We start from the raw sequence: 26,937 nt of genomic DNA, 5'->3' as shown, positions 1-26,937 counted from the left end.
GTGGGGGCCGACGGGAGCCTAGCAGCCAGGGGAGCCACGAGAGGCAGATGCGGACGGTGCGGACGATCAACCGGTCACTCTGGAGCCTCGCCACGCTCGGCGCCCTGCTCTTCCCGACAGCACACGCGCAGGCCGGTGGCTTCGGCCAGCCGATCCCGTGGGAGATGAGCCGGCAGATCCCGGTCACAGAGAACGCCAAGGACATTCTGAGCTTCGAGATCGGCCTGCACTGGCTGTCGCTGGCCATTTCGGTCTTCGTGCTGGGCCTGATCCTGTGGTGCATCTTCCGCTTCGGCGAGAAGCGGAACCCGACGCCTTCGCGCACCACCCACAACACCGCCATCGAGGTGGCTTGGACCATCGTGCCAGTGCTGATCCTCGTCGCTGTCGCGATCCCCTCCTTCCGCCTGCTGCGCACGCAGCTCTCGGATCCGAAGGCCGACATGATCGTCAAGGTCATCGGCCACGCGTGGTACTGGTCCTACGAGTACCCGCAGACCGAGGCCGGCGGCGGCTTCACCTTCGATGCCAACATCGACGAGGACAAGCAGCCGCGTCTGCTCCAGACCGACAACGAGATGGTCGTTCCGGTCGGCAAGATCGTAAAGATTCAGGTCACCGCCGCGGATGTGCTGCATTCCTGGGCGATGCCGTCCTTCGGCTTCAAGATCGACGCCGTCCCCGGCCGCCTGAACCAGATGTGGTTCAAGGCCGACAAGGAAGGCACCTTCCACGGCCAGTGCTCCGAGCTGTGCGGCCAGCGCCACGCCTACATGCCGATCGTGGTCCGCGTGGTCAGCGAGCAGACCTATGCCGACTGGCTGAAGGAAGCGAAGACCAAGTACGCCCGCATCGACACCGGCACGAGCTTCGCCGAGGCGCGCTGAGCCCCGGCTGACCCCGCACCCATCCGATTCACAAGGCACCCGAATCCATGGCTACAGCCGCAGCCCATGCCGAGGCCCACGAGGTCCACGACCACAAGCCCTCGTTCTTCGCCCGGTGGTTCCTGTCGACGAACCACAAGGACATCGGCACCCTCTATCTGCTCTTCGCCTTCTGCGCCGGCATGATCGGCGCCTTCCTCTCCTTCGGCATCCGGATGGAGATGGAGCAGCCCGGCCTGCAGTACTTCTCGAACCCCGCGACCTACAACGTGTTCGTCACGGGCCACGGCCTCATCATGGTGTTCTTCATGGTGATGCCGGCGCTGATCGGTGGCTTCGGCAACTGGTTCGTGCCCCTCATGATCGGCGCGCCCGACATGGCATTCCCGCGCATGAACAACATCTCGTTCTGGCTGACGGTTGCGGGCTTCTGCTCCCTGCTGTGCTCACTGTTCGTCGAAGGCGCGCCCGGCGCGTCCGGCGCCGGCACGGGCTGGACCGTCTACCCGCCGCTCTCGACCGCCGGCCATCCCGGCCCGGCCGTCGATTTCGCGATCTTCGCCCTGCACCTCTCCGGCGCGGGCTCGATCCTGGGCGCGATCAACTTCATCACCACCATCCTGAACATGCGCGCCCCGGGCATGACGCTGCACAAGATGCCGCTCTTCGCCTGGGCCGAGCTGGTCACCGCCTTCCTGCTGCTGCTCTCGCTGCCGGTTCTGGCGGGCGCCATCACGATGCTGCTGACCGACCGCAACTTCGGCACGACCTTCTTCGACCCGGCCGGCGGCGGTGATCCGATCCTGTACCAGCACCTGTTCTGGTTCTTCGGTCACCCCGAAGTGTACATCATGATCCTGCCGGCCTTCGGCATCGTGTCGCACATCATCGCCACGTTCTCGCGCAAGCCCGTCTTCGGCTACCTTGCGATGGCCTACGCCATGGTGGCGATCGGCGTGGTGGGCTTCGTCGTGTGGGCCCACCACATGTACACGGTCGGTCTGTCGCTCCAGACGCAGTCCTACTTCGTGTTCGCCACCATGGTGATCGCGGTGCCGACCGGCGTGAAGATCTTCTCGTGGATTGCCACGATGTGGGGCGGCTCCATCCGCTTCACGGCGGCGATGCACTGGGCGGTGGGCTTCATCTTCCTGTTCACCGTCGGTGGCGTGACCGGCGTCGTGCTGGCCAACTCAGCGGTCGATAAGTACTTGCACGACACCTACTACGTGGTCGCGCACTTCCACTACGTGCTGTCGCTGGGCGCGGTGTTCATCATCTTCGCCGGTGTCTACTACTGGTTCCCGAAGATGACCGGCCGGATCATCCCGGAATGGGCAGGCAAGCTGCACTTCTGGCTGGCCTTCATCGGCGCGAACATCCTGTTCTTCCCGATGCACTTCCTGGGCCTCGCCGGGATGCCGCGACGCTACGCCGACTATCCGGACGCCTTCGCCGGCTGGCACAAGGTCTCGACCTACGGTGGTCACATCTTCGGCCTCGGCATGTTTGTGTTCGTGATCGGCGTGGTCCTGGCCTTCCGCTCGAAGGAGCGGGCCGCGGACAACCCGTGGGGCGAAGGCGCCACCACCCTCGAGTGGACGCTGCCCTCCCCGCCGCCCTTCCACCAGTTCGAGACGCTGCCCCGCATCGTCGACGAGCCGGGCGTGCACTGATAGACATCCCGCGAGGGCCGCATCAGCGGCCCTCGCCCTTCCCCGGAGGCCGGTTCACCCGACCTCCCGGCAAGGGCGAGCGTCGAGGGCGATCCGCACGGGCCAAGGGAGCATTCCCGGGCCCCGCTCACGCCGGCACTTGGAACACGTCGAATTCGAAACACGACTCGGCCGTGACGCGCGTGGCCGGGCGCCGGCACAGCAGCGGCAGACGCGATGACGAGCCTGACGAACAGCATCGGACGCGAAGGTCCGGCCCCCGCCCTCTCGGCGGCCGGCGGCGACGTCCCGGACTACTTCGCGCTCCTCAAGCCGCGGGTGATGGTCCTCGTGATCTTCACAGCGCTTGTCGGCATGGTCGTGTCGCAGGGCCACGTGCAGCCCATGATCGGCGCCATCTCGCTGCTCGCCATCGCGGTGGGTGCGGGCGCATCGGGCTGCCTCAACATGTGGTGGGATGCCGACATCGACGCCGTGATGAGCCGCACGGCGACCCGGCCCATTCCCTCGGGCCGGATCACCTCCGAGGAAGCTTTGGGCTTCGGCCTGTTCCTCTCCGTGGCCTCCGTGGTCGTGCTCGGCCTTGCCGCCAATGTCCTCGCCGCGGCGCTGCTGGCCTTCACCATCGTGTTCTACGCGGTGGTCTATTCAATGTGGCTGAAGCGGGCGACCGCGCAGAACATCGTCATCGGCGGCGCTGCGGGCGCCCTGCCCCCGGTCATCGGCCAGGCGGTGGTCACCGGCTCGGTCGGGATCGAGTCGCTGGTCCTGTTCGCCATCATATTCATCTGGACCCCGCCGCATTTCTGGGCGCTGGCCCTGATCAAGGCCGATGAATACGCCCGGGCCGGCATTCCGATGATGCCGAACGTCGCCGGCCCCGCTTCAACCCGTCGCCAGATCGTCTGGTACTCGCTGTTGCTCGCCCCCCTTGGGCTCGTGCCCGTAGCCCTGGGCTTCGGCGGCCTCCTCTACGCGGTGATCGGCGTCGTTGGCGGCCTCGGCATGGTGGCCTTCAGCATCCGCGTGCTGCGCAACCGTGAGGGTGAGGCGGAGCGCCGGGCCGCGATGGGCATGTTCGGCTTCTCGATCCTCTACCTGTTCGCGCTGTTCTCGGCGCTGCTGGCCGAGCAGAGCTTCGGCCTGTTCCGTCCGGTGCTCGGCTGATCGCCATGCCCGAGCCCGAGATTCAGTACCGTCCGCTCACCCCCGAACAGGAGGCCCGCCGCCGGAAGCGTTCCATCGCGATCGCCCTGGCGCTTGGGGCCTGGGTCCTGCTGTTCTTCGTGCTGACGATCGTCAAGCTCGGGCCGCAGATCCTGAGCCGGCCGCTCTGAGGAGACACGCCATGGCCGCACCGCATCCGAATCCGGGCCGCGGCGCCAACCGCACGGCGCTGGCCTGCGCGGGCCTCGCGGTGGGCATGGTCGGCCTCGCCTTCGCGTCGGTCCCCCTCTACGACGCTTTCTGCAAGGCGACGGGTTACGACGGCACGCCCCGCCAGGGTCCGGCGCTCGCCGCCTCCGCGGCCCGGACCAACGACAGCATGGTTGTCCATTTCGACACCAACGTTGCCCCGGGGCTGCCGTGGAAGTTCGCCCCCGAGACGAACAGCGTCGAGGCGAAGCTCGGCGAGACCAAGACGGTCTTCTTCCGGGTTCAGAACACCGGGACGAAGCCCTCGACCGGTGTCGCCACCTTCAACGTCCAGCCCGGCCTGATGGGCGGCTACTTCGTGAAGATCGCCTGCTTCTGCTTCAACGCGCAGACGCTCCAGCCCGGCGAGACCCTCGACGTGCCGGTGGTCTTCTATGTGGATCCGGCGGTGCGCGACGATTCGAACACGGCCCATCTGACCGAGATGACGCTGTCCTACACCTACTTCGCCAGCAAGAACGGCGAGCCGGTGACAGCCGCCGCGGCCAACACGGCAACCGTTGGGCAGAAGCGGGAATTCTGATCGCGGGCGCGTGACAACACGAGCCCGCACAGACTAAACGTGCAGACAAGCTTGGGCGTGGTGTGTGCCGCGCCCGGCCAAGAGCAAACAGCCAGCAGCGTCAGACCGGATGCCGGGAATGGCACAGGGCGGCGGGTGAGGAGCGACGGGACGATGGCCGAGGCGCACGCCAAGAATCACGACTTTCACATCCTGAGCCCGAGTCCGTGGCCACTGATCGGCGCCTTCTCGGGCTTCCTGATGGCGTTCGGCGCCGTCTTCTGGATGAAGAGCCTGCAGATCGGCACCCTGACGCCGGGCCCCTACATCTTCGGCGCCGGCGCGATCGGCGTCCTCTACACGATGTTCTCGTGGTGGAAGGACGTGGCGCATGAGGCCAATTCCGGCGATCACACCCGCGTCGTCCAGCTGCATCACCGCTACGGCATGATGATGTTCATCGCCTCCGAGGTGATGTTCTTCGTCGCGTGGTTCTGGGCCTACTTCGAGGCCGCCCTCTACACCGCCGATCCGATCCAGATCTCCCGGGTCGAGTTCACCGGCGGTGTCTGGCCGCCGAAGGGCATCGAGGCCTTCGACCCCTGGCATTTGCCGCTCCTCAACACCCTGATCCTGCTGACCTCCGGCACCACTGTCACCTGGGCGCATCATGCGATGCTCGAAGGCGACCGCAAGGGCCTGAAGTACGGCCTGTGGCTGACCATCATCCTGGGCGTGCTGTTCACCGCCTGCCAGGCCTACGAGTACAGCCACGCCGAGTTCGGCTTCTCGGGCAGCATCTACTCGTCGACCTTCTTCATGGCGACGGGCTTCCACGGTGCCCACGTGATCATCGGCACGATCTTCCTAGCCGTGTGCCTGTTCCGCGCCTATGCGGGTCAGTTCACCCCGCGCCAGCACCTCGGCTTCGAGTTCGCCGCCTGGTACTGGCACTTCGTCGATGTCGTGTGGCTGTTCCTGTTCGCCGCCATCTACGTGTGGGGCTCGGGTGTCTTCCACGGCGGCGCCCATTGAGATCCATCCCGCCTCTGCATGGCGGGTCTGCGAAGGGCGGCTCCGGCCGCCCTTTTTCGTGTGCGGAACCGGCGAATCCCCATATCGAGGTGGACGATCCGGAGGCGGCGCGGTCACGTGCGCCTCGGATCGGTCTGGAGTGACCCCGTGGACCAACGCACCTTCTCGCCGCCGCCCCCGATCCCGACAGGTCTGCGCGGTCGCTGCCCACGCTGCGGCGAGGGCCACCTATTCAACGGTTTTCTAGCCCTCCGCCCCTCCTGCGAAGCCTGCGGCCTCGACTATTCGCATTTCGATTCGGCCGACGGCCCGGCCTTCTTCGTCATGTCGATCGTCGGCCTCGTCGTGGTCGGTCTCGCCCTGTGGCTTGAGATCACCTACGAGCCGCCGATCTGGGTCCATGCCCTGGTGGCGGTCACGATGTCGGTCGGGCTCAGCCTGATGCTCGTCCGGCCGCTGAAGGGCCTGCTGATTGCGCTCCAGTACAGCAACAAGGCCGAGCAGGGACGCTTCGAATCGTGAGTGAAACGACCGCCCGGGCTGCCTGGCGCGATCTCGTCGCGCCGGGACTCGCTGCGCTGATCGCGCTGGCGATCCTCCTCAGCCTCGGAACGTGGCAGATCGAGCGCAGGGCCTGGAAGGAGGATCTGATCGCCCGCATCGTCCGGCAGACCAGGGCAGAGCCTGTCGCGCCGCCGAAGGCGGCGGATTGGGATCCCGCCCGGGACGAGTTCCGCCACGTGCGCGTCTCCGGCCATTTCCTCAACGACAAGGAGACGCTCGTCCATGGGCTCGCCCCCGGCGAGACGCCGGGCCGGGCCCTGCAGGGCTACTACGTGCTGACGCCCCTCGTGCGCGACGACGGCGACGTGGTGCTGATCAATCGCGGCTTCGTGCCCACCGAGCTCAAGGCCCAGTCCGATCGGCCCGACGGTCTGATCGAGGGACCGACGACGGTCACCGGTATCCTGCGCACCAGCGAGCCCCGCGGCCTGTTCGTGCCTGAGCCGGATCCGGCGCGGGGCGAGTGGTTCAACCGGGACATCGCCGGCATCGCGTCGGCCCGCAATCTCCCGAAGGTCGCGCCCTACCTGATCGAGGCGGATGCGGTCCCCGGCCAGACCTCATGGCCCCGGGGCGGTCAGCTGCGGGTCGATCTGCCCAACAACCATCTGCAATACGCGTTCACGTGGTTCGGTCTGGCCGCCTGCCTTATCGCGGTCTTCTCCGTGTTCGCTTGGCGGCGCCTACATGAGACGGATACGCCCCACACAGCCTAGCACAAATTCGCTGTCGTTCGGCCGGCCAGAAGAACAGGCTCATCTAAGATAGCTTGAAAAAAGCAACACGTTCCTTTGACCAACGGCACTTCTGCCGGAATACTTCCCCTCGTCTTGAGAGATCGGCCGCCTTCTGAATTGTGTATTCAGTTTGCGGCGATCCATCGAAGGGAACGCGGCGGCCCGCGCCGCGCGGTTCAGGGAGCGCCGGATGACCAGCCATCATATCGCGACGACGGAGCGTGAGCCGATCCGTTTCGCCTACTGGGTGCCCAACGTCTCGGGCGGCCTCGTCATTAGCAAGATCCCGCAGCGGACGAGCTGGGATGCGGAGTACAATCGGAAGCTGGCACAGATCGCGGAGGAAGCAGGCTTCGACTATGCGCTGACGCAGATCCGCTTCACCGCCGGCTACGGCGCCGAGTACCAGCACGAATCGGTGGCATTCAGCCACGCCCTGCTGGCCGCTACCACCAAGCTCAAGGTGATCGCCGCAATCCTGCCCGGGCCCTGGAACCCCACGCTCGCCGCCAAGCAGATCGCCACAATCGCGCAGCTCACCGAGAACCGCGTCGCGGTGAACATCGTGTCGGGCTGGTTCTCGGGCGAGTTCCGGGCGATCGGCGAGCCCTGGCTCGACCACGACGAGCGCTATCGCCGCTCGGAGGAATTTATCCGCAGCCTGCGGGGGATCTGGACCCAGGACAACTTCACCTTCCGCGGCGATTTCTACCGCTACAGCGACTACACGCTGAAGCCGAAGCCGGGGCAGCCGCTGCCCGAGATCTTCCAGGGTGGCTCGTCCCGGGCGGCGCGCGACATGGCGGCCCGGGTGTCCGACTGGTACTTCACCAACGGCAATACGCCCGAGAACATCCGCGCCCAGGTCGACGATATCCGCGCCAAGGCGGCGCAGAGCGGCAACAGCCCGCGCATCGGCGTCAACGCCTTCGTGATCGCCCGCGATACCGAGGAAGAGGCCCGTGCCGTCCTTCAGGAGATCATCGACCACGCCGACGCGGAGGCCGTGAAGGCCTTCGGCCACGAGGTGAAGAACGCCGGCAAGGCCTCACCCGAAGGCGAAGGCAACTGGGCGAAATCTACCTTCGAGGATCTGGTTCAGTACAATGACGGCTTCCGGAGCAACCTGATCGGGACGCCCGATCAGATTGCCGAGCGGATCCTGGATCTCAAGGATGCGGGCGCGGATCTCGCGCTGCTGGGCTTCCTGCATTTCCAGGAGGAGGTCGCGTATTTCGGCACGCACGTGATCCCGCGGGTGCGCGCCCTGGAGGCCGCCCGCGCCCAGCGTGCCAAAGCCGCCTGATCGTCCCGTTCCTCTGTCCATCCGGAGTTTGTCATGAACATCGCCGTCGATGCACGGACCCTCGAACCCCAGGGCGCCCGGGGCGTGCCCGGTCCTCAACGGCCGCCGACCCAGGCCCACGTCATCGGCGGCGATTCGGAGGCGCTCGACATCGCCCGCCGGCTCGCGGCCGAGTTCCGCGCCGGCGCCTCTGAGCGCGACCGCAACGCCGTGCGACCGCTCGCCGAGCTTGACGCCTTCTCTCAGAGTGGGCTGTGGTCGATCAACGTGCCGCGGGCCTTCGGCGGGCCCGAGGTGTCCTATCGAACGCTGGCGCAGGTCATTGCCATCATCGCGGCCGCGGACCCCGCCATCGCGCAGATCGCGCAGAACCACCTCGGCATCATCGCGGCGATCCGGACCGTGTCGGACGACGCGCAGAAGCGTCTGCTGTTCGGGGAAGTCCTGCGCGGCACCCGGTTCGGCAACGCCTTCTCCGAGCGCGGCACCAAGCGGGCGGCCGATTTCGCCACGCGCTTCACCGATGCCGGCGACCATGTCGTGGTGCGGGGTCAGAAGTTCTACGCCACCGGCGCGCTCCTCGCCCACCTCGTGCCGATCGTCGCCCTCGATGACGAGGGCCGGGCTTGGTACGCCATCGCCGAGCGGGACGCGCCGGGCCTGACCGTCATCGACGATTGGTCGAGCTTCGGCCAGCGCGGCACTGCGAGCGGCACCGTTCTGATCGACGATGTCCGGGTGCCCAAGACGCATCTGGTCCCGGCCTGGAAGGGCTACGAGGCGCCGACCGCGGACGGCGCCGTGTTCCAGATCATCCAGGCGGCGGTCGATGCCGGAATCGCCCGGGAGGCGCTGGACGACACGATCCGGTTCGTGCGCGAGAAGGCCCGGCCGTGGATCGATAGCGGGCAGGAGCGCGCAACTGACGATCCCTACACGATCCAGGCGATCGGCGACCTGACCATCCGCCAGCACGCCGCCGAAGCGCTCCTCGACCGGGCCGGGCTCGTCCTCGACGAGGCGGTGGCCCGGCCGGATGCCGAGGGCGTGGCGGCCGCGCAGCTCGCCGTCGCCGAGGCGAAGGTGCTGACCACCGAGGTCGCCCTGGCCGCCACCAACAAGCTGTTCGAGCTCTCGGGCACCCGCTCCACCCTGGCGGCCGAGAATCTCGACCGGCACTGGCGCAATGCCCGGACCCACACGCTGCACGACCCGGTCCGGTGGAAATATGCCATCGTCGGCAACCACGCGCTGAACGGCGTCAACCCGCCGCTCCACGCCTGGAGCTGACCGCCCGATCAGAGCACCGGAACCCCGCGCGCCTTGGCCTGCTCGCCGGGCTCGACATGGATCGTCACCACCGCCCCGGGGATGGTCGTCTCCAGGGCATTTTCCAGCCGGTCGCAGATTGCGTGAGACTCCTCGACGCTCATGATGCCGGGGACGACGAGGTGGAAGTCGATGAACGTCGCCTGTCCGGCCGCGCGGGTGCGCACATCGTGGGCCTCAAGGGCCCCCTCCCCGTGCTCCGAGATCAGCGTGCGGATCTGCGCCACCATCTCGTGCGGGGCCGCGCGGTCCATCAGGCCGTCGACCGATTCGCGCACCATGCGGAAGCCGGACCAGAGGATGTTGAGCGCCACCAGCCCGGCCACGATCGGATCGAGGATCGGATAACCCGACACCAGAACGGCGCCGACCCCGATAAGGACGCCGCAGGACGTGACGACATCGGCAAAGACGTGCCGCGCATCGGCGATCAGGGCCGGCGAGCGCCACCGCTGACCCCAGCGCATCAAGGCCATGGCCCAGGCCGCGTTGATGATGCCGGCCCCGAAATTGATCGCCACACCGATGGCCGGAGCGTCGAGGGGTTTGGGGGCGAAGAGGCCGTAATACGATTCGCGCAGGATCATCAGCGCCGCCACGATGATCAGCGCGCCCTCGATCACCGCGGAGAAGAACTCGGCCTTGTGGTGGCCGTAGGGGTGGTCCTCGTCGGCGGGTCGGGCTGCGACGCGCAGGGCGATGAAGGCGCCGATCGCCGCCACCACGTTGATGATGCTCTCCAGGGCATCCGAATACAGCGCGAGGCTGCCGGTGAGCCACGCGGCGTAGAACTTCAACGCCGTGACGGCGAGGCCGATGCCGGCGCTGAAGAGGGCAGCTTTCTGGGTGCGGTCCATGGGTCGGCGCCGAAATGGGATTGGCGCGCCCATACGGCATCAAGCTTGGCCCAGGCCACTGCAAAGGTTCGAGGCTTCCGAAAAGATTATAGCCCCAGCTAAATCTCCGAGGGCTCGATCTCCTGCCCGCGCGCTACTTCCCGTTGGCGGCTGATCGCGGCCTTGGCGCGGGCCGCCGCAGCCTTCCGCAGGAGCCGACGGCGTTGCCACGCGAATGAGGCGGCGGCTGCCAGAACTTTCAGGCGCGCGGCCTCGCGCTCCCAGTATCCGAGAAGCTGCCCATCCAGGGTCACCCGTCGGGGTCGGCCGAGGGTCGCCATAGATTCTAACCGCGGTCTGCGGGCGGCTCGCCCGTTTCGGTGACGATGAGCGCGTCCGGCTCCAGGCGGAATCCCCCAAGCCCGGCATCCGGGACCGGCACGGCTGGACTGCCGAAGGGCTGACTCGGATAGGCCTCCTCGAATCGCGCCCGGGCCTGATCCGGGTCCTGAGCCTTGAGGACGATCTCCGGCTTGCCCGGCAGCGGCCAGCGCGGGTCGGCTTCGTCACGGGGGCGCACGGCGTACCAGGGCATTGGATCAGGCTTTCGCGTCTCGGTGACGCGGAAAACGACCGCGCCTTCCGAGGGTTCCGCGGTTGAAACCACGGGCGGTTCGGTGCAGGCAGCCGGCCATGCGGGTGGACCTGTTCGATTTCGATCTCCCGGAGACCAGCATCGCGCTGCGCCCGGCCGAGCCGCGGGATGCGGGGCGGCTGCTCGTGGTGCGACCGGGCGCGGCCTTGGCCGACCGGACCGTGCGCGACCTGCCCGCCGCCCTGCGGGAAGGCGATGCCCTGGTCTTCAACGACACGCGGGTGATCCCGGCGCGGCTTCACGGGATACGGATGCGCCCGGGTGCCCCGGGGCAGCGCGCCGAGGCGATGCTGCACCTGCGCGAAGGGCCTGCGCGCTGGCGCGCCTTCGCCCGCCCAGCCAAACGGCTCGCCGTGGGCGACACGCTACGCTTCGGCGAGCTGACGGCGATCGTGGCCGGGAAGGGCGAGGCCGGCGAGATCGTCCTCGATTTCGACCGGGCGGGTCCTGAACTCGACGCGGCCATCGCGGCCGAGGGAGCGCTACCGCTGCCACCCTATATCGCCGGCAAGCGCGCCACCGACGCGCGGGACGTCACCGACTATCAGACGATCTACGCCCGGCACCCGGGGGCTGTCGCGGCGCCCACGGCCGGGCTGCATTTCTCCGAGGCGCTGCTCGCGGACCTGGATGCGGCCGGACTGCAGCGCCACCACGTGACCCTGCATGTCGGGGCGGGCACCTTCCTGCCGGTGAAGGCTGAGGATACGGACGGCCACCGCATGCACGCCGAGATCGGCATCCTGGACGCGACGACCGCTGACGCGCTCAACGCGGCCCGGGCCGCCGGGGGCCGGATCGTTGCGGTCGGGACGACCGCCCTGCGCCTGCTGGAGAGCGCCGCGAGTGCAGACGGCACGCTCTCGGCCTTCTCGGGGCCGACCGACATCTTCATCACGCCGGGCTACCGGTTCCGGGCGGTCGACGCGCTCGTGACGAACTTCCATCTGCCGCGTTCGACGCTGTTCATGCTGGTCTCGGCCTTCTCGGGCCTTGAAACGATGCGCGCGGCCTACGCGCATGCGATCCGCACCGGCTACCGATTCTACTCCTACGGCGACGCCAGCCTGATCTTTCCGGGCCCGCGCGCGGACCTCCCATGACTGATCCCGTTCCCTTCGGCTTCACCCTGCTGGCGCAGGACGGCACCGCCCGATCCGGCACGATCTCGACGCCCCGGGGGGAGATCCGGACGCCGGCCTTCATGCCGGTGGGCACGGCCGCGACCGTCAAGGCGATGTATCCGCAGCAGGTCCGCGACCTCGGCGCCGACGTGGTGCTGGGCAACACCTACCACCTGATGCTGCGCCCCGGCCCCGAACGCATGGCGCGCCTCGGCGGGCTCCACCGCTTCATGAACTGGGACCGGCCGATCCTGACCGATTCGGGCGGTTTCCAGGTGATGTCGCTCTCGGCGCTCCGGAAGATCGACGAGCAGGGCGTGACCTTCCGCTCGCATATCGACGGGACCGCCCACCATATGAGCCCGGAGCGCTCCATCGAGATCCAGGGCCTGCTGGGCTCCGATATCCAGATGCAGCTCGACGAGTGCGTGCGCCTGCCGGCCGACCACGCGGCAATCGAGAAGGCGATGCAGCTGTCCCTGCGCTGGGCCGAGCGATGCCGTGTCGCCTTCGGCGAGCAGCCCGGCCGGGCCCTGTTCGGCATCGTCCAGGGCGGCGACGTCCCGGCGCTCCGGGTTGAGAGCTCCCGCGCCCTGACGGATTTGGGCCTGAAGGGCTACGCAATCGGCGGTCTCGCGGTCGGCGAGCCGCAGGCGGTGATGTTCTCCATGATCGAGACCGTTGAGCCGCACCTGCCGCCAACCAAGCCCCGCTACCTGATGGGCGTCGGCACGCCGGACGACATCCTGGGGGCGGTCGCTCGCGGCGTCGACATGTTCGACTGCGTGATGCCGACCCGGGCTGGCCGACACGGGCTCGCCTATACGCGCCACGGGCGGGTCAACCTGCGCAACGCCCGCCATGCCGAGAACACGGCGCCGTTGGACGAAGCCTCGGCTTGCCCGGCGGCACGGGATTATTCCCGGGCCTATCTGCACCATCTGGTCCGGTCGAACGAGATCCTGGGGATGATGCTGCTGACCTGGAACAACCTCGCCTACTATCAGGATCTCATGGCGGGTGCCCGGGCGGCGATCCGGGAGGGCCGGTTCGCGGATTATTGCTGTGCCACCCGGGAGGGCTGGGCTCAGGCGGAGCGCGCATCCGCGTGAGACCGCGTCACGGGTGTGCCAGCACCCGGTAAACGCCCGCCGGGTCATCCGCGCCCGTCGCCACCGCGGCCTTCAGGTCCGCGACGAGCTGAGCTGCCACTGGCACGCGGTAATGCAGGGCGTCCCAGTAATTGGCGTCCTGGCTGGTGAGTGGCGAGGCGATGCGGAAATCCACCACCGTGGCTCCGTGTGCGGCTCCGATCGCGGCCACGCGTCTCTTGCAGGCTGCCTCGCGTCGTCCCGCCGCCGTCCCGGCAGCCCCCTGCGCCGCCACATGGATCGGCGTGAACACGAGGAGCTTCAGCGCCCCCTCGGGGATCGTGCCGAGGAACTCATCCAGCCGTGTGAGCGCCGGCATCGGCGCGTCCTCCGGGTCGGCGGCCGTCGTCCGTTCGGCGGCGTTGGCACGGATATGAGCCTGGGCGCGTCCGAGATCGTAGCGGTCTTCCGGCGGGGTGAAGACCGCATACCCGTCCCGCCGGATGCGAGGGCGCGCCAGACCGAGCCGGGCGAGCCCCACCTGGGCCGCCGCAGTCACGGAGCGCAGGTTCATCTGCCGCAGCAAACCCCAGGGGGCACCCTCCGCGTACAGCCAGTCCGGAAAGGCGTTGGCCGTCCGCGCGGGCGGATCGGCTGCACACCACGTGTCGTCGAGTCCGAACAGGATCGCGCGGATGGGGCGATGCGCGCGGAACAGCGCAGCCAGACGGATCTGCTCGTCGGGGGTCGCGGCGTTCATGGCCAGATTGGCGAAGCGCGCGCCGAAGGCCGCGTCGAGGGCAGTGGGATCGAGCAGCCGGGCGGTCGAGGTGCCGAAGACCGCCGCGTCGAATGCGCCGCCGCGGGCGATCTGCGGATAGGCGAGCCGCTGGTTGGCGTCCATGATCGGTCCGGGCGGGCGCCCCGGCGCCGCGCGCAGGCCATAGGGATCGAGGAGCGCCACGAAGCCGATGACCGCCATCCCGATAAGCGCGGCGGCCCCGATGAGGCTGCGCGCGAAGCCGGGCCAAGCTTGTGCCGCGTGAGGCGGCTGGCCTGCCAATCGTACTGCCTCGGATGACATCCTCACCCGCTCTGGCTGACCATGCCAACGACCCAACGCCTCGGTGCGGCAGGCCGGTTGGGCTGACTGTGGGAAAGCGGTCATTCTTGATCGGAGTGGCAGGACTTGAACCTGCGACCTCGACGTCGCGAACGGGGGTCCGTACGAGTACGCCGCGCCCTGGTACGCCGGTCTTCTCTGCGGAACAAGCTGGTCCGCCGTCGTCGCCCATCGTCCGCAATCCGTGGCCCGCAGGGTCGATCCTGTGGCCGGGGAGCGATCCACGAACGCCCTCCGGGGCCAACGCTGGGGGGGCCATAACGGTCTCCTCTCGATTCAACCCGGTCGAAAAGCTGGATTCGCTTCGGCCGCGAAAGCAGATCCGGCATGCCGTGTGTCAGCGTCGACCTGCGGCCTCCAAGCTCGTGCGGTCGACGATCTCGATTGCGCCCCGGCGGAGTTCGATCAGACCCGCCTCAGCCCATTGCGCCAGGATGCGGCTCACAACCTCGCGCACGCTGCCAACGTCATCCGCGAGCTTCTGATGGGTCACGGCGGCAACACCCCGCGGATCGGCCTCGGCCAAGAGCCGTTGCGCGAGGCGCTGCTTCAACGGCGCGAACGCGACCTCGTCGATCAGCGTGAACAGGCCGGACATCAGCCGCGTGTAGTCGTCCATGACGAAGCTGCGGAAGGCGGCACTCTCGCCCATCAGGTGCTGGAACGTGCCCACCGGTAGCGCCGCAAGTTCCGTCCGTTCCTCAGCCACGCTCTGCGCCGGGAAGGTGCCGCCGGACAGGAGGCACTGCGTGGTCAGGGCACAGGTGCCGCCCGGGCCAACCTTGTAGATCAGCACCTCGCGTCCGCCCTCCGACATGCGAAAGACGCGCGTGCGGCCCCGCAGGCACATCAGGTAGTTGGCGCACTCGCCATCGAGTTCGTAGGCGATGGCGCCCGCGTCCAGCACCGGGAAGTGCACGGTTCCCCGGGCGATCTGGAGGTGCGCCGGGCTCAGCGCCTGAAGCAGCGGGAACCGGTCGATCCAACGTTCGACCTTCTGGGCATCCGTCATGGCTGGCGTCGTCCCCCGGCCACGACGACGGGTTGATCGTCCGGCTTGCGTTGCGTTTTTCTCCCGCCGCGGCGGACTTGTGTGACCTGGGTCACCGACCGGGTGCAGCGACCCGGCATAGCATCCGTTCACAACGAACACGATAAGGGGGCCGGCCCTGTGCGGTGGCCACCGGGAGTGAACCGATGCGCTGCTTCGCCCTGAGCTTCATGCTCGCCGTCCTCGCTGCCGGCCCCGCCGCAGCCGAACAGGACCTCCTGCTCGGGGCCGACATGTCCTCGCCCGCCATGACCAAGGCCGAGATGAGCCGCGGCGACGTTGAGGCGCTGATCAAGGCCGCGGACGGCAAGCCGGTCGACCTACACGACAAGTCCTTGTCCGGCCTCGACCTATCTGGGCTGAACCTCCGGGGCGCCAACCTGCGAACCGCGCGGCTGAACAAGGCCAACCTGCGCGGCGCCGACCTCAGCGGCGCGAACCTCGAACAGGCGTGGTTCCTGAAGGCAGACTTGTCCGGCGCCAAACTGGCGGACGCGAAGATGTTCGGCATCACGGCACGGGACGCCAACCTCAGCGGCGCCGACCTCAGCCGGTCCATGCCGATTGGCGACTTCAAGGGCGCCAACATGAGCGGCGCTACGCTGGTCGACCTCAAGGGCGGGGCGGACATCAAGAACCAGTCCATGGGTCTGATGCGCGCCGTGTTCGTGTCGGTGAACCTGTCGGGCGCGCACCTCAAAGGGGCCAATCTCGGGCGGTCACGCCTGGAGTATGCCAACCTCAAGGATGCCGATCTCACCGACGTGGTGCTGATGGGTTCGGACCTGTCGGGGGCCAACCTCACCGGCGCTACGGTCACCGGAGCCGATTTCAAGAACGTCGACGTCAGCGGCACCCGGCTGATCGACCTCAAAGGGCAGACGGAGGCCAAGGATTGGGCCGAGCGCGTGAACGTCGACCGCGCGGTCACACAGGCGTCCAACTGAACGGTTGGTCCGCCTCGACCCATCACCAAGGAGACAGTCAGCCCATGGCCACCCGTCGCGTCCTGCTCGGCGCCTTGGCCGCCGCTCCCCTGCTGTTCGGCACAGGCGCGAATGCCGCTGAGGCCGTCTTCACCCCAGCCGCCTTCGAGGCGGCCCAGAAGGCAGGTAAGCCGATCCTCGTCCATGTCACCGCGCCGTGGTGCACCGTCTGCGCGGCGCAGAAGCCGATCCTGGCCAAGCTGGAAGCCCAGCCCCGGTTCAAGGACCTACAGGTGTTCGACGTCGACTTCGACACCCGCAAGGATGTGTTGAAGCGGTTCGGCGTGACGATGCAGAGCACCCTGATCACCTTCAGGGGCGAGAAGGAGACGGGGCGCTCGGTCGGCGAAACCCAGCCGGAGTGGATCGAGGGCGCCGTCGAGAAGGCATTGTAGCTCGGTCACCGGGCAAGGCCGACGACCTGCTTCAGCTGACAACGAACGTCGAACGGGACCGCAGGCACCCGCCACCAGGACCCCGCTCAAAATGGCGGGCCTCTGGGCATTCATCCATCACTTGTCAGGTATCGGACATCTTTGCGCCGGAAAGATCGCTATCGGACCATCCAATTGTCGACGGCGTGACGATTTCCTTGAGCTCCTCCCCCCTCCGATCCGTCGACGGCAACCTGCTGCTCGAAGCCCTCGATGCGTCCGACCGGGCGCTTCTGGCGCCCCATACCGAACGACGAGAGGTCCGCCGCGGCGAGGTCCTGTTCCGGGCTGGCGACGAAGTCAGCCATGTGACTTTCCCGGCCTATGGCTGCGTCGTCACGCTGGTGGTTCCGCTCAGGGACGGCAAGTCGGTCGAGACCGCCACGATCGGTCGCGAGGGAGCCGTCGGCGGCGTGGTCAGCCACGGCTATCTCCCTGCCTTCGGGCAGGCGGTGGTGCAGGTGGGCGGGCCGGTCATCCGCATCGACGCCGCCCGGTTGTCCGAGGCCAAGCACAAATCGAAGACGGTGCGCGACCTGTTCGTGCGCTACGCCGACTGCCTCCTGGCGCAGGTTCTGCAGTCGGTCGCCTGCAACGCGGCCCACACGATCGAGCGACGCTGCCTGCGCTGGCTCCTGACGTTGCAGGACCGGATTGGCACGCCCGACCTTCCCGTCACCCACGAAGTCCTCGCGGACATGCTCGGTGTGCGCCGCGCTTACCTGACGGAGGTGCTCGGACGCCTACGTCGGGAGGGGCTGATCGAGATCGGCCATGGGCGCCTGAGGCTGCTGGACCGAAAGCGCGCCGAGAACGCCGCGTGCGAATGCCACGCCGCCGTGCGTCACCACTTCGCTGACGTCCTCGGCGCCGTCTACGCACCGAGCGGCCGGATGGTCGCGCTCGACGCGAGCGAGACCGACAAGCTCAAGCCGCCATCGGCAGCGGTTACGCTTCGGGAGCTTGCTCCGTGATCGGCGAGGTCATTGGCTTACCCATCGGGGACGAAGCCCGCCTCAACGCGCTCGATGCCTTCGCGATCCTCGACACGCCGCCGGAGCGCGGCTTCGACGACATCGTCCATCTCGCCCGCCGGCTCTGCGACGTGCCGGTGGCACTGGTCAGCCTCGTCGATCGCGACCGGCAATGGTTCAAGGCCCGCGCCGGCTTCCCGCCCTGCGAGACCGACCTCGACCGCTCGGTCTGCAAGTTCGCCCTCGCCGAGCCCGGCCTGCTGCAGATCCCCGACCTGACCCGGGACGCCCGCACACGCGACAACCCGCTGGTGACGGGCGAACCGTACTTGCGCTTCTATGCGGGGGCACCGCTACGCACGCCCGAAGGCCATGCCCTCGGCAGCCTGTGCGTGATCGACCATGCCCCGCGTCCCGGTGGCCTGACGCCCGCCCAGGCCGAGGACCTGACGGCATTGGCGCGGCAGGTCATGGACCAGCTGCTCCTGCGCCGGTCACTGGTCGAGCGGGACGCGATGATCCGCGAGCGGCGCGCCTCCCAACATGAGCGCGACGTCCTCGGCGCGACCCAGGCGGACGTGGCGGGTGCCGGGGGCGAGCAGGACGTGGTCCTCGGCAAGCTGCTCGAAGGTGCCATGGGGGCAGTGCCGGCCGCGGACGGCGCGGCGCTCGAACTCGTCGACGGCCAGGCGCTGGAGTATCGCGCGGTCCGGGGAAGCCTCACGGAGCACAAGGGCCTGCACGTGCCGTTGGCCGACAGCTCGTCAGGCCGGACCTTCACGACCAACAGCCCGTTGCTCGTGACCGACGCCCGGGCTGACACGGATGTCCGGCAGGACACGGCCGCGTCGCTCGATATCGGCTCGGCCATCCATGTGCCCGTCACCCGGGGCGACGCCGTGCTCGGCGTCCTGAAGCTGCAGTCGCGCCATGCCGATGCGTTCGGAGAGCGCGATCTCGCGCTGCTGCGGATGTTCGCGGCCACGGCCACGTCCGCCCTGACGCAGGTCAGCGAGGCGGCGGCGCAGGCCGCGGTGCGGGCGGGCGAGGCGCGCTACCGCGCAGTGTTCGAGAGTATCGTCGACTACGCCATCGTAGTCATGGACCCTGACGGTCGCGTCACGGACTGGAACGCGGGCGCGGAGAAGATCCTGGGCTGGACCGCCGACGAGATGCAGGGACGTCCGGCGGACGTGTTCTTCACGCCGGAGGACCGGGACGCGGGCATCGCCGAGCGGGAGATGCAGACCGCGATGACGGAGGGCACCGGCAACGACGAGCGCTGGCATCTGCGCAAGGGCGGCGAGCGCTTCTTCGCGCTGGGCGTGATGATGGTCCTGCGCGACGACGCGGGCACGGCCACCGGTTTCGTGAAGGTCCTGCGTGACCGCACCGATCAGCGGCTTGCCGAGGAGAAGCTGCGGCAGAGCGACGAGCGCCTGCAGATGGCGCTGACCGCCTCGGGCGGCGTCGGACTGTGGGACTGGGTGGTGGAGAGCGACCTGCTGCACGGGGATGCGCAGTTCGCGCGCCTGTATGGACTCGACGCCGACGAGGTCGCCGCCGGCGTCACGATGGAGCGATACCAGACGTTCGTCGTCCCCGACGACATCGCGCCCCTGCGGGCGGCCATCCGGAACACCTTCGATTACGGCGCGGACTTCCTCGTCGAGTACCGGCTCGCGGTACCGGGACGACCCCTGCGGTGGGTCGAATGCAGGGGCAGCCTGATCCACGACGAGGCGGGCGTGCCGCTGCGCTTCTCGGGAACGGCGGTGGACATCAGCGCCCGCAAGGCGGCGGAGGAAGAAGTGAGCAAGCTCGCCGCCATCGTCGCACAGTCAAGGGACTTCGTCGGCTTCGCCACGCCGGACGGCCGGGCGGACTTCGTCAACGAGGCCGGCCGCCGCCTCGTCGGGCTGCCGGACCTCGCCGCCGCCAGGGCCACGCGCATCCTCGACTACTTCGTGCCGGAGGAACGCCAGCGGCTCGTCGTGGAGGTGCTCCCAGCCGCCCAGCGCGACAACTTCTGGGAGGGCGAACTGCACTTCCGGAACTTCGCCACCGGCGCCGCCGTGCCGGTGCATTACAACGTCTTCCCCGTGCGAGACGCGGCGGGCGACCTCCTCGGTTACGGCACGGTCACCCGCGACCTGACGGAGGAGCGCCGGAATCGGGAGAGCCTGCGTGCGAGTGAGACCTCGCTCCGGGCGGTGCTCGACACCGTGCCGGTCGGCATCCTGTTCGCCGAGGCCCCGTCCGGCCGCATCGTCGGCGGCAACAAGCGATTGGAGGAGATCTTCCGCCATCCGGTCCTGCCATCGCCGGACGCGGAGAGCTACGGCGAGTGGGTCGCCTTCCACGAGGACGGACGGCGGGTCGAGCCGCACGAGTACCCGCTGAGCCGGATCATTCGCGATGGCGCGGAGCAGGCTGCGCTCGAATGCCAATACCAGCGCGGTGACGGCACCCGGGTCTGGATCGAGATCGTCGGCGTGCCGATGCGGGATGCCGACGGCGCGATGACCGGAGGCGTGGTCGCCGTCGCGGACGTCGACGACCGGCGCAAGGCTCAGGCACACCAGGACCTGCTCAACCACGAACTGTCCCACCGGATGAAGAACCTCCTGGCGATGGTGCAGGCCATCGCCGCCTCGACCCTGCGCGGCGCCACGGACATCGATGCGGCCCGCGACGTACTCGGGAGCCGCCTCGTGGCCCTCGGCAAGGCGCACGATATGCTCCTGGGCGGGGCTGCGGAGAGCGCGCCGCTGGCCGCGGTCGTGCGGGAGGGCGTCGGCGTGCAGGAAGCCGCCGGTGCGCGGGTCTCGTTCACCGGACCGAATGTCGAGATCGGAGGCAAGGCCGCCCTGTCCCTGGCCTTGACGCTGCACGAGCTCACGACGAACGCGGTCAAGTACGGCGCTCTCTCGGTGCCCGAGGGGCGCGTCTCGCTGACGGCATCGTTGATTCAGGCGGAGGACGGGCCAGACTTGCGCCTCGCCTGGACGGAGAGCGGCGGGCCGCCGGTCGTCCCGCCCTCGCGGAAGGGGTTCGGGTCGCGCCTGATCGAGCGTGGGCTCACCGCGCAGGTCGGCGCCAGGCTCGCCCTGGCCTATCCCCGCGCGGGTGCGACCTGCGTCATCGAGGCGCCGCTGGCGAATTTCCAGTCGATGCAGTGACGGTCGGGCGCAACGATGCGCCCGTCGCATCGTTTCCGCTCGCCATGCCCAATGTCGCCCCTGAGAAGACGGCCCTGGTGGTCGAAGACGAGATGCTGTTCCGCCTGGAGGTCCGCGATCTCCTGGAGGCGGAGGGCTATGCCGTGGTCGAGGCCGGTTCCGCCGCGCAGGCCCTGGCACGCCTCGACGACTCCATGTCCCTGATGGTCACCGACATCCGCATGCCGGGTGCGATGGACGGTCTCGCGCTCGTCCGGGAGGTGGCGCGGCGCCGGCCGGACCTAGCCGTCGTCGTGGTCTCGGCCCAGGTGACACCGAAGCCCGAGGAGTTGCCCGCGGGCATCCCCTTCGTCGGCCGACCGTTCCTGGAAAGCAGCCTCCGGGCCGCCATGCGCGACGCCGTCTCCGACCGCGGCACGACACCGCCCTGACGCCATCGATGACCCTCCGGCTCCGCAGCCACCGTGCAATCGCCCGCCGATAGGGACGCGGACCCGCCTTTCGGCCCCTATTCCGCTCCGCCCCCGCGTCGGCCCGGGATAGCGCGGAATGCCGCGGCGACCTCGGCGGCGGAGTATGGCTTGCGCACGAGATCGAAGCCGTGCGTGCCCTCGCGCGCCAGCACGTCGCTGTAGCCGGACGTCAGGATGATGGGCAGGTCGGGCACGAGCGCCCGGAGGCGTCGCGCGAGCGCGACCCCGCCCATGCCGGGCATCACCACGTCGGAGAACACCGCGTCGAACCGGTCCGGTTCGCGCTCGACCACCGCGAGGGCCTCCTCGCCGTTCTTCGCCCAGACCGTGGAATGCCCGAGCTCTTCAAGGATCTGCGTGCAGAACCGCCCGACATCGAGATTGTCCTCGACGACGAGGATACGCAGCGCATGACCGTCACCGACGGCCCGGCCTGGGGCCTCGGTCTCCGCAGCGGGCGCGTCGACCTGGGGTAGGTAGAGGGTGAAGGTCGTCCCCTGGCCGAGGGTGCTGGCCACGTCGACGTCGCCGCCCGACTGCTTCGCAAAGCCGATGACCTGGCTGAGGCCCAGCCCGGTGCCCTTGCCGACTTCCTTGGTCGTGAAGAACGGCTCGAAGATGTGCGGCAGTTCCGCAGGCCGGATGCCCGTGCCCTCGTCGATGACCGAGACCGCGATGAACGGACCAGTCGTGCCGGCATGGCCGCGGATCTCCGGCAGGCCGCGCCGGCATGCGAGCCTGAGGACGATAGTCCCCTGTCCGTCCATCGCGTCCCGGGCGTTGACCGCCATGTTGATGAGCGCGGTGTCGAACTGGGTCGGGTCGGCGAGGACGTGGCAGGCGGTCGGCGGCGCCTCGACCACGAGCCGGATGCGGGCGCCCGTGACTGAGGCCAGCATGTCCGCGGTCGAAGCGATGCGGGCGCCGACGTCGAACACCTCCGGCATGAGGGACTGGCGGCGTGCGAAGGCGAGGAGCTGGCCGGTGAGCTTGGCGGCCCGGTCGACCGTGTCGGAAACCGCGTCGATATAGCGGCGGCGCCGTTCCTCCGGCAGGTCGGGCTTGCGCAGCAGGTCCATCGACGAGCGGATGATGGTCAGCAGGTTGTTGAAGTCGTGCGCCACGCCCCCGGTCAGTTGCCCGACCGCCTCCATCTTCTGGGCTTGGCGCAGGGCTTCCTCGGCCTTGGCGAGTTGCTCCAGCTCGCGCAGCCGCTGGGTTACGTCGGTCGCGTACTGGAAGGCGCCGATCCGTCGGCCGTCGGCGTCGCGCAGCGGGGTGAAGGCCAATTCATAATAGGGGCGCCTGCGGTCGGGGTCGCCGAACGCCTCGACCAGCGTGAACGCCTCACCCGTGAGCGCCCGGGCCCAGACGGCACTCACCTGGGCCTGCTCGTCCGGCACGTGGGAGAGCAGCGCGACGAGGTCGTCGCCGACCCGAGGGCGGGTGCCATAGAGCGTCTCGAACCCATCGGCATAGGCCCTGTTGAGGGCCAGCAGCCGGAAGTCCGTGTCGAGGGCGCAGACGAGTGCGTCGGTGACTTCGAACACGTCGGCCCAGAGCTTGCGCTGGGCAAGCGCCTCGGCGACGCGCCGCTCCAAGTGGACGTTGAGGTCGCGCAACTCTCGCTCGGCGAGCTTGCGGTCGTGGATGTCCTCGACGACGCCGTACCACGCGACGATGGCGCCGGTCCCGTCCCGGCGCGGCTGGGCCCGGGCGCGCATCCAGTGGTGCTCGCCGGTCGCGGCCACGTACAGGCGGTAGTCGACGTCGACGGGGTCACCCGATGCGAGGCAGGCCGTGAAGGTGGTCACCGTATGCGGGACGTCGTCGGGGTGGAGCGCCTTGATCCAGCCGGACCCGTAGGGCTCGCGGGGGCCTTGGCCGGTCAGCGTCAGCCAACGGTTCGAGAAGGAGGTGATGTTGCCCTGCGGATCGCATGTCCAGGGCACCTGCGGGTTGAGCTCGACCGTGTGCCGGTAGTGATCCTCGCTCTCGCGTAACGCCGCCTCGCTCAGGACATGCGCGGTGGTCTCGGCGGTCACGCAAAACAGGCCGGCGATCTGCCCGGCCTCGTCGATAGCCGGTGAGTAGGTGAAGGACCACCAGCCCCGCTCGGGCGTGCCGTCGCGCGACAGGTCGAGCGGCATGTTTGTGAGGGTCTTGCTCTCGCCGGCCAGTGTCGCGTCGACGAGCGGTCCGATATCGTCCCAGATGCTGGCCCAGACCTCGCGGAAGGGGCGCCCCAAAGCGGTATCAAGACGGTGGCCGAGGAAGGGGCGGTAGGCGTCGTTGTAGAAGCAGAGCAGGTCCGGTCCCCAGGCGAGGAACATCGCCGTGGGGCATGCGAGCATCAGCGCGGCGGTGCTCCTCAGCGCTGGCGACCACGTCTCAGGCGGCCCGAGGGAGGTATCGGACCAGTCGCGCGCTCGGATCTCGGCGCCGGTCGCGCCGCCCGGGGGCAGGAACGAGAATGGGTCGCTCACGCCGGACCGGACCCCGTGTTCGGGGCGCGAGCGATGCGTCCGGGGACAACAGCCCGCAGAAGAAAGGTTCGGTCGTCGTTCGGATTGGGAGAGCGGGAGACGAGTGGTCGTGCCAACATGAGGCGGCTATCGCCCGCACCGGCGGAACGGGCAAGCGGACCACCTGTCACGCTTTGCCTCCATCTGGAGGAGCGGGTTCGTTGCGGTCGCTGCCGGTTTCCGCAGCATCCGGCTCGGGCGGCGGCAGGTGTGGTGGGGGCAGGCGACCGGGGCTTGGCGGGGTCGGCAAGCCGATATCTTCGGTGACCACAGGAACCGCCTCGGGATTCGTCTCGCCTTCCATCTCGATGCCCCCCGCGCGACGTTGGGAATAACGCACATCTGGCCGGTCCGTGACACGACGGTCCGCCGTTCCGCCAGCCGGTCTAGCCGCACCGCCACCGTCTCTCATTCGCCGCCGGGCAAGAAATCCGTCATCGCAAAGCTCGAAGGATCGAACGCGGGAGGCGCGTACGTCGGAGGGAAACGTCAGCTTTCGCGGCACTCGGATCGAGAAGCGGACTGGCAGAGAGCCACCCCAAGCGGTCACTCCGCAACCGATCCAGGCCATTAGCTTTGGCGAGCAACCGGGCTTCCCGAATGCGGCCGAACGTCGACCACTATTGGCTGTCAGTGCAGGGTGACGAAGATCACTCAGTCCGTCGATTGCAACCGGAGTGCCTCGGGACGATTGCCTCCCACATGACGGCCTCGGTCCTGTCGGTTCACAGGAGCATCACGACATCAATGACATCGGAGCAGGAAACTCCCATAGGGGTGGGTCTACAGTCCGGCCGCTTCACCAGCACCGGCGGAGTGGTGCAGGCCGCCGGTCGGCCGATCATGCGCTTAGCGTGTGGCAGCGAACAATTCGGTCCGGCCCCCCTCTCGATCCGGCGGGTGTAGGTCCTTGCCTCAGCAGGAAAGCCAAGCTCCGGCTCAACCACAGGAAGCTATGCTCGGCCTCAGCGGTCACGCGCTTTTCACCGCGGCTCCGGCTCCCATGTTGGTTGTCGCTGTGGACGCGCCGCATTTCACTATTGTCGACGTGAACGATGCCTATCTCACAGCGACCCTGACGACCCGTGACGATCTCGTAGGCCGTGGTCTGTTCGAGGCAATGCCCGACAATCCCGAGGATACCGGAGCGACGGGTGTCACAAATCTGCGCGCCTCGATCGAGCGCGCGATCGCCACCGGGCGGCCGGACCGAATGCCGGTCCAGAAGTATGACATCCCCCATCCCGGCGGCGGGTTTGAAGAACGCTGTTGGGAGCCGGTCAATACCCCTGCCTTCGGCGAGGGCGGCGAGGTCGCGGCGGTCATCCATCACGTCATCGATGCGACCGACCGGGTGCGGAGCGACGAGGCGCTTCGGCGATTGAACGAGACGCTCGAAAGTCAGGTCGCGGCGCGTACCGCCGAGCGCGACCGCTCGTGGCAACTCGCGCAGGAACTCCTGGTCGTCGCCGCCCCCGACGGGACCCTGGAAGCGGTCAACCCGATCTGGACCGAACTGCTCGGTTGGTCCGCAGCCGAGCTGATCGGTAGCCTGTTCATCGCCTACACGCACCCGGACGATGCCGAGGCGACGCTCGCCGCCTTTGCAGACATCTTCGAGCGCCCGTTGGTCACGCCCTACGAGTACCGCTTCCGGCACAAGGACGGCTCGTATCGCTGGTTCGCCTGGACCGGGACCTTCGAGAACGGGCGCGTCTACGCCTCCGGCCGGCATATCACGGTCGAGCGGGAGCAGGCCGAAGCGCTCCGGCAATCGCAGAAGATGGAGGCGGTGGGCCAGCTCACTGGTGGGCTCGCGCACGACTTCAACAATCTGCTCGCCGGGATATCCGGATCGCTCGAACTGATGCAGGCCCGCATCCAGCAAGGACGGTTGAACGACGTCGAACGGTACATGGCGGCAGCCCAGGGAGCGGCGAAGCGCGCCGCGGCACTGACCCATCGCCTGCTCGCCTTCTCCCGCCGTCAAACACTCGATCCCAAGCCGACCGACGTGAACCGCCTCGTCGTCGGGATGCAGGAGATGATCCAGCGCACGGTCGGTCCGGGCATCCCCGTCGAGGTTGTGGGCATGTCCGGCCTCTGGCCCGCGCTGGTCGACGCTCCGCAGTTGGAAAACGCCCTGCTGAACCTCTGCATCAACGCCCGCGACGCCATGCCGGAGGGCGGGCGCATCACCGTCGAGACCGCCAACAAGTGGCTGGACGATCGCGCCGCACGCGCCCTCGATATGCCCGAAGGCCAGTACCTGTCGCTGTGTGTGACCGACACCGGCAGCGGCATGTCGGCTGAAGTGATCTCCCGGGTGTTCGAGCCGTTCTTCACGACGAAGCCCATCGGCGAGGGCACCGGCCTTGGTCTGTCGATGATCTACGGCTTCGCCAAGCAGTCGGGCGGGCAGGTGCGCATCTACTCCGAGGTGGGCCAGGGCACGACGGTGTGCCTCTATCTGCCGCGCCACTACGGGGAGACCGTCGACGAAGTCGAAGAAGCCAAGATCCTGGAACTCTCGCGGTCGGAGCAAGGCGAGGCCGTGCTCATCGTCGACGACGAGCCCACCGTGCGCATGCTGGTCGCCGACATCCTCAATGAGCTCGGCTTCACGGCGATCGAGGTCGGCGACAGCGCCGCCGGTTTACGGGTGCTTCAGTCGGACGTCCGCATCGACCTGCTGATCACCGATGTCGGGCTGCCCGGTGGCATGAACGGACGCCAGATGGCCGATGCCGCGCGGGTCACCCGGCCAGACCTGAGGGTGTTGTTCATCACCGGCTATGCGGAGAACGCCGTCGTGGGCAACGGCCATCTCGCACCCGGCATGGAGGTGCTGACCAAGCCCTTCGCCATCGAGACGATGGCCGCGCGTATCCGCTCGATGATCGAGGCGGTGAGGGAAGCGCGCCTTCGTGGCTAAGACCGTGAGACATGCGCGAAAGCGCTCACTGGCCACCGGCAATGCTTCCTGTAAAAGCGTATCTGTGGGCGCGCC

At 68.2% G+C, this 26,937-nt stretch carries 24 protein-coding genes; 18 read left to right on the top strand and 6 right to left on the bottom strand.

Annotated features, from left to right (window positions below):
* Positions 1-47 precede the first annotated feature (47 nt).
* The 10 genes from coxB (at position 48) to BLQ49_RS05940 (ending at position 9,434) form a co-directional block, all read left to right on the top strand.
* Positions 48-887 (top strand): cytochrome c oxidase subunit II, encoded by an 840-nt coding sequence (gene coxB, locus BLQ49_RS05980; protein ID WP_091714158.1) that lies wholly within the window; start codon positions 48-50, stop codon positions 885-887.
* A 47-nt stretch (positions 888-934) separates the two neighbouring features.
* Positions 935-2,563, top strand: a complete 1,629-nt coding sequence (gene ctaD, locus BLQ49_RS05975) for a cytochrome c oxidase subunit I (RefSeq protein ID WP_091714156.1) — start codon at positions 935-937, stop codon at positions 2,561-2,563.
* A 216-nt stretch (positions 2,564-2,779) separates the two neighbouring features.
* Positions 2,780-3,730: a heme o synthase gene (locus BLQ49_RS05970; protein ID WP_091714154.1), complete on the top strand. Its 951-nt coding sequence runs from the start codon at positions 2,780-2,782 to the stop codon at positions 3,728-3,730.
* A gap of 5 nt (positions 3,731-3,735) precedes the next feature.
* Positions 3,736-3,900, top strand: coding sequence for a hypothetical protein (locus BLQ49_RS29565; RefSeq protein ID WP_167627646.1), 165 nt, complete (start codon positions 3,736-3,738; stop codon positions 3,898-3,900).
* 11 nt (positions 3,901-3,911) lie between these two features.
* Complete coding sequence (locus tag BLQ49_RS05965; protein WP_091714152.1) at positions 3,912-4,523, top strand: cytochrome c oxidase assembly protein; 612 nt, start codon at positions 3,912-3,914, stop codon at positions 4,521-4,523.
* A gap of 153 nt (positions 4,524-4,676) precedes the next feature.
* Complete coding sequence (locus BLQ49_RS05960; RefSeq protein WP_091714150.1) at positions 4,677-5,537, top strand: cytochrome c oxidase subunit 3; 861 nt, start codon at positions 4,677-4,679, stop codon at positions 5,535-5,537.
* Positions 5,538-5,684: 147 nt separating this feature from the next.
* The gene (locus BLQ49_RS05955; protein ID WP_167627645.1) at positions 5,685-6,059 is read left to right on the top strand and encodes a DUF983 domain-containing protein; all 375 of its coding nucleotides are present in this window, start codon (positions 5,685-5,687) and stop codon (positions 6,057-6,059) included.
* Positions 6,056-6,817 (top strand): SURF1 family protein, encoded by a 762-nt coding sequence (locus BLQ49_RS05950; RefSeq protein ID WP_208859015.1) that lies wholly within the window; start codon positions 6,056-6,058, stop codon positions 6,815-6,817. The genes BLQ49_RS05955 and BLQ49_RS05950 overlap by 4 nt, the downstream gene beginning before the upstream one ends.
* Positions 6,818-7,028: 211 nt before the next feature.
* The gene (gene sfnG, locus BLQ49_RS05945; RefSeq protein WP_091714146.1) at positions 7,029-8,144 is read left to right on the top strand and encodes a dimethylsulfone monooxygenase SfnG; all 1,116 of its coding nucleotides are present in this window, start codon (positions 7,029-7,031) and stop codon (positions 8,142-8,144) included.
* A gap of 33 nt (positions 8,145-8,177) precedes the next feature.
* Positions 8,178-9,434 (top strand): SfnB family sulfur acquisition oxidoreductase, encoded by a 1,257-nt coding sequence (locus BLQ49_RS05940; RefSeq protein ID WP_091714145.1) that lies wholly within the window; start codon positions 8,178-8,180, stop codon positions 9,432-9,434.
* A gap of 8 nt (positions 9,435-9,442) precedes the next feature.
* On the opposite strand, the gene BLQ49_RS05935 is transcribed toward BLQ49_RS05940, so the two are convergent.
* The 3 genes from BLQ49_RS05935 to BLQ49_RS05925 form a co-directional block, all read right to left on the bottom strand.
* The gene (locus BLQ49_RS05935) at positions 9,443-10,330 is read right to left on the bottom strand and encodes a cation diffusion facilitator family transporter (RefSeq protein WP_091714143.1); all 888 of its coding nucleotides are present in this window, start codon (positions 10,328-10,330) and stop codon (positions 9,443-9,445) included.
* A 98-nt stretch (positions 10,331-10,428) separates the two neighbouring features.
* Positions 10,429-10,650, bottom strand: a complete 222-nt coding sequence (locus tag BLQ49_RS30025; RefSeq protein WP_091714142.1) for a hypothetical protein — start codon at positions 10,648-10,650, stop codon at positions 10,429-10,431.
* 5 nt (positions 10,651-10,655) lie between these two features.
* Complete coding sequence (locus BLQ49_RS05925; RefSeq protein WP_091714141.1) at positions 10,656-10,904, bottom strand: hypothetical protein; 249 nt, start codon at positions 10,902-10,904, stop codon at positions 10,656-10,658.
* Between the two features lie 98 nt (positions 10,905-11,002).
* On the opposite strand from BLQ49_RS05925, the gene queA reads away from it, so the two are divergent.
* Together queA and tgt are read left to right on the top strand one after the other, a co-directional pair.
* Entirely contained in the window at positions 11,003-12,067 is a 1,065-nt protein-coding gene (gene queA / locus BLQ49_RS05920) for a tRNA preQ1(34) S-adenosylmethionine ribosyltransferase-isomerase QueA (RefSeq protein WP_091714139.1), read from the top strand.
* The gene (tgt, locus tag BLQ49_RS05915; protein WP_091714138.1) at positions 12,064-13,200 is read left to right on the top strand and encodes a tRNA guanosine(34) transglycosylase Tgt; all 1,137 of its coding nucleotides are present in this window, start codon (positions 12,064-12,066) and stop codon (positions 13,198-13,200) included. Before queA ends, tgt begins: the two co-directional genes overlap by 4 nt.
* A gap of 7 nt (positions 13,201-13,207) precedes the next feature.
* On the opposite strand, the gene BLQ49_RS05910 is transcribed toward tgt, so the two are convergent.
* Positions 13,208-14,263 carry a hypothetical protein gene (locus BLQ49_RS05910; protein ID WP_244507459.1) on the bottom strand — a complete coding sequence of 352 codons (1,056 nt, stop codon included), beginning with the start codon at positions 14,261-14,263 and terminating at the stop codon, positions 13,208-13,210.
* Between the two features lie 376 nt (positions 14,264-14,639).
* Positions 14,640-15,314, bottom strand: a complete 675-nt coding sequence (locus BLQ49_RS05905; RefSeq protein WP_091714136.1) for a Crp/Fnr family transcriptional regulator — start codon at positions 15,312-15,314, stop codon at positions 14,640-14,642.
* A 185-nt stretch (positions 15,315-15,499) separates the two neighbouring features.
* Here BLQ49_RS05905 and BLQ49_RS05900 point away from each other — a divergent pair, with 185 nt between their 5' ends.
* From BLQ49_RS05900 to BLQ49_RS05880, 5 genes are all read left to right on the top strand, one after another.
* Positions 15,500-16,300: a pentapeptide repeat-containing protein gene (locus tag BLQ49_RS05900; RefSeq protein ID WP_091714135.1), complete on the top strand. Its 801-nt coding sequence runs from the start codon at positions 15,500-15,502 to the stop codon at positions 16,298-16,300.
* A gap of 44 nt (positions 16,301-16,344) precedes the next feature.
* Positions 16,345-16,734, top strand: coding sequence for a thioredoxin family protein (locus BLQ49_RS05895; RefSeq protein WP_091714133.1), 390 nt, complete (start codon positions 16,345-16,347; stop codon positions 16,732-16,734).
* Positions 16,735-16,931: 197 nt separating this feature from the next.
* Positions 16,932-17,747: a Crp/Fnr family transcriptional regulator gene (locus tag BLQ49_RS05890; protein ID WP_091714516.1), complete on the top strand. Its 816-nt coding sequence runs from the start codon at positions 16,932-16,934 to the stop codon at positions 17,745-17,747.
* Entirely contained in the window at positions 17,744-20,929 is a 3,186-nt protein-coding gene (locus tag BLQ49_RS05885; protein ID WP_244507458.1) for a PAS domain S-box protein, read from the top strand. Before BLQ49_RS05890 ends, BLQ49_RS05885 begins: the two co-directional genes overlap by 4 nt.
* Positions 20,930-20,973: 44 nt before the next feature.
* Positions 20,974-21,360, top strand: coding sequence for a response regulator (locus tag BLQ49_RS05880; protein WP_091714513.1), 387 nt, complete (start codon positions 20,974-20,976; stop codon positions 21,358-21,360).
* 77 nt (positions 21,361-21,437) lie between these two features.
* Here BLQ49_RS05880 and BLQ49_RS05875 read toward each other — a convergent pair whose 3' ends face one another.
* Positions 21,438-23,888 (bottom strand): PAS domain-containing protein, encoded by a 2,451-nt coding sequence (locus tag BLQ49_RS05875; RefSeq protein WP_167627644.1) that lies wholly within the window; start codon positions 23,886-23,888, stop codon positions 21,438-21,440.
* 1,042 nt (positions 23,889-24,930) lie between these two features.
* Between BLQ49_RS05875 and BLQ49_RS05870 the strand changes: the two genes are divergently transcribed.
* Positions 24,931-26,862 (top strand): hybrid sensor histidine kinase/response regulator, encoded by a 1,932-nt coding sequence (locus BLQ49_RS05870; protein WP_167627643.1) that lies wholly within the window; start codon positions 24,931-24,933, stop codon positions 26,860-26,862.
* Positions 26,863-26,937: the final 75 nt, after the last annotated feature.

It is taken from the genome of Methylobacterium phyllostachyos, assembly GCF_900103445.1.
GTDB lineage: Bacteria > Pseudomonadota > Alphaproteobacteria > Rhizobiales > Beijerinckiaceae > Methylobacterium > Methylobacterium phyllostachyos.
This window is presented reverse-complemented; position numbering and strand designations above follow the sequence as displayed.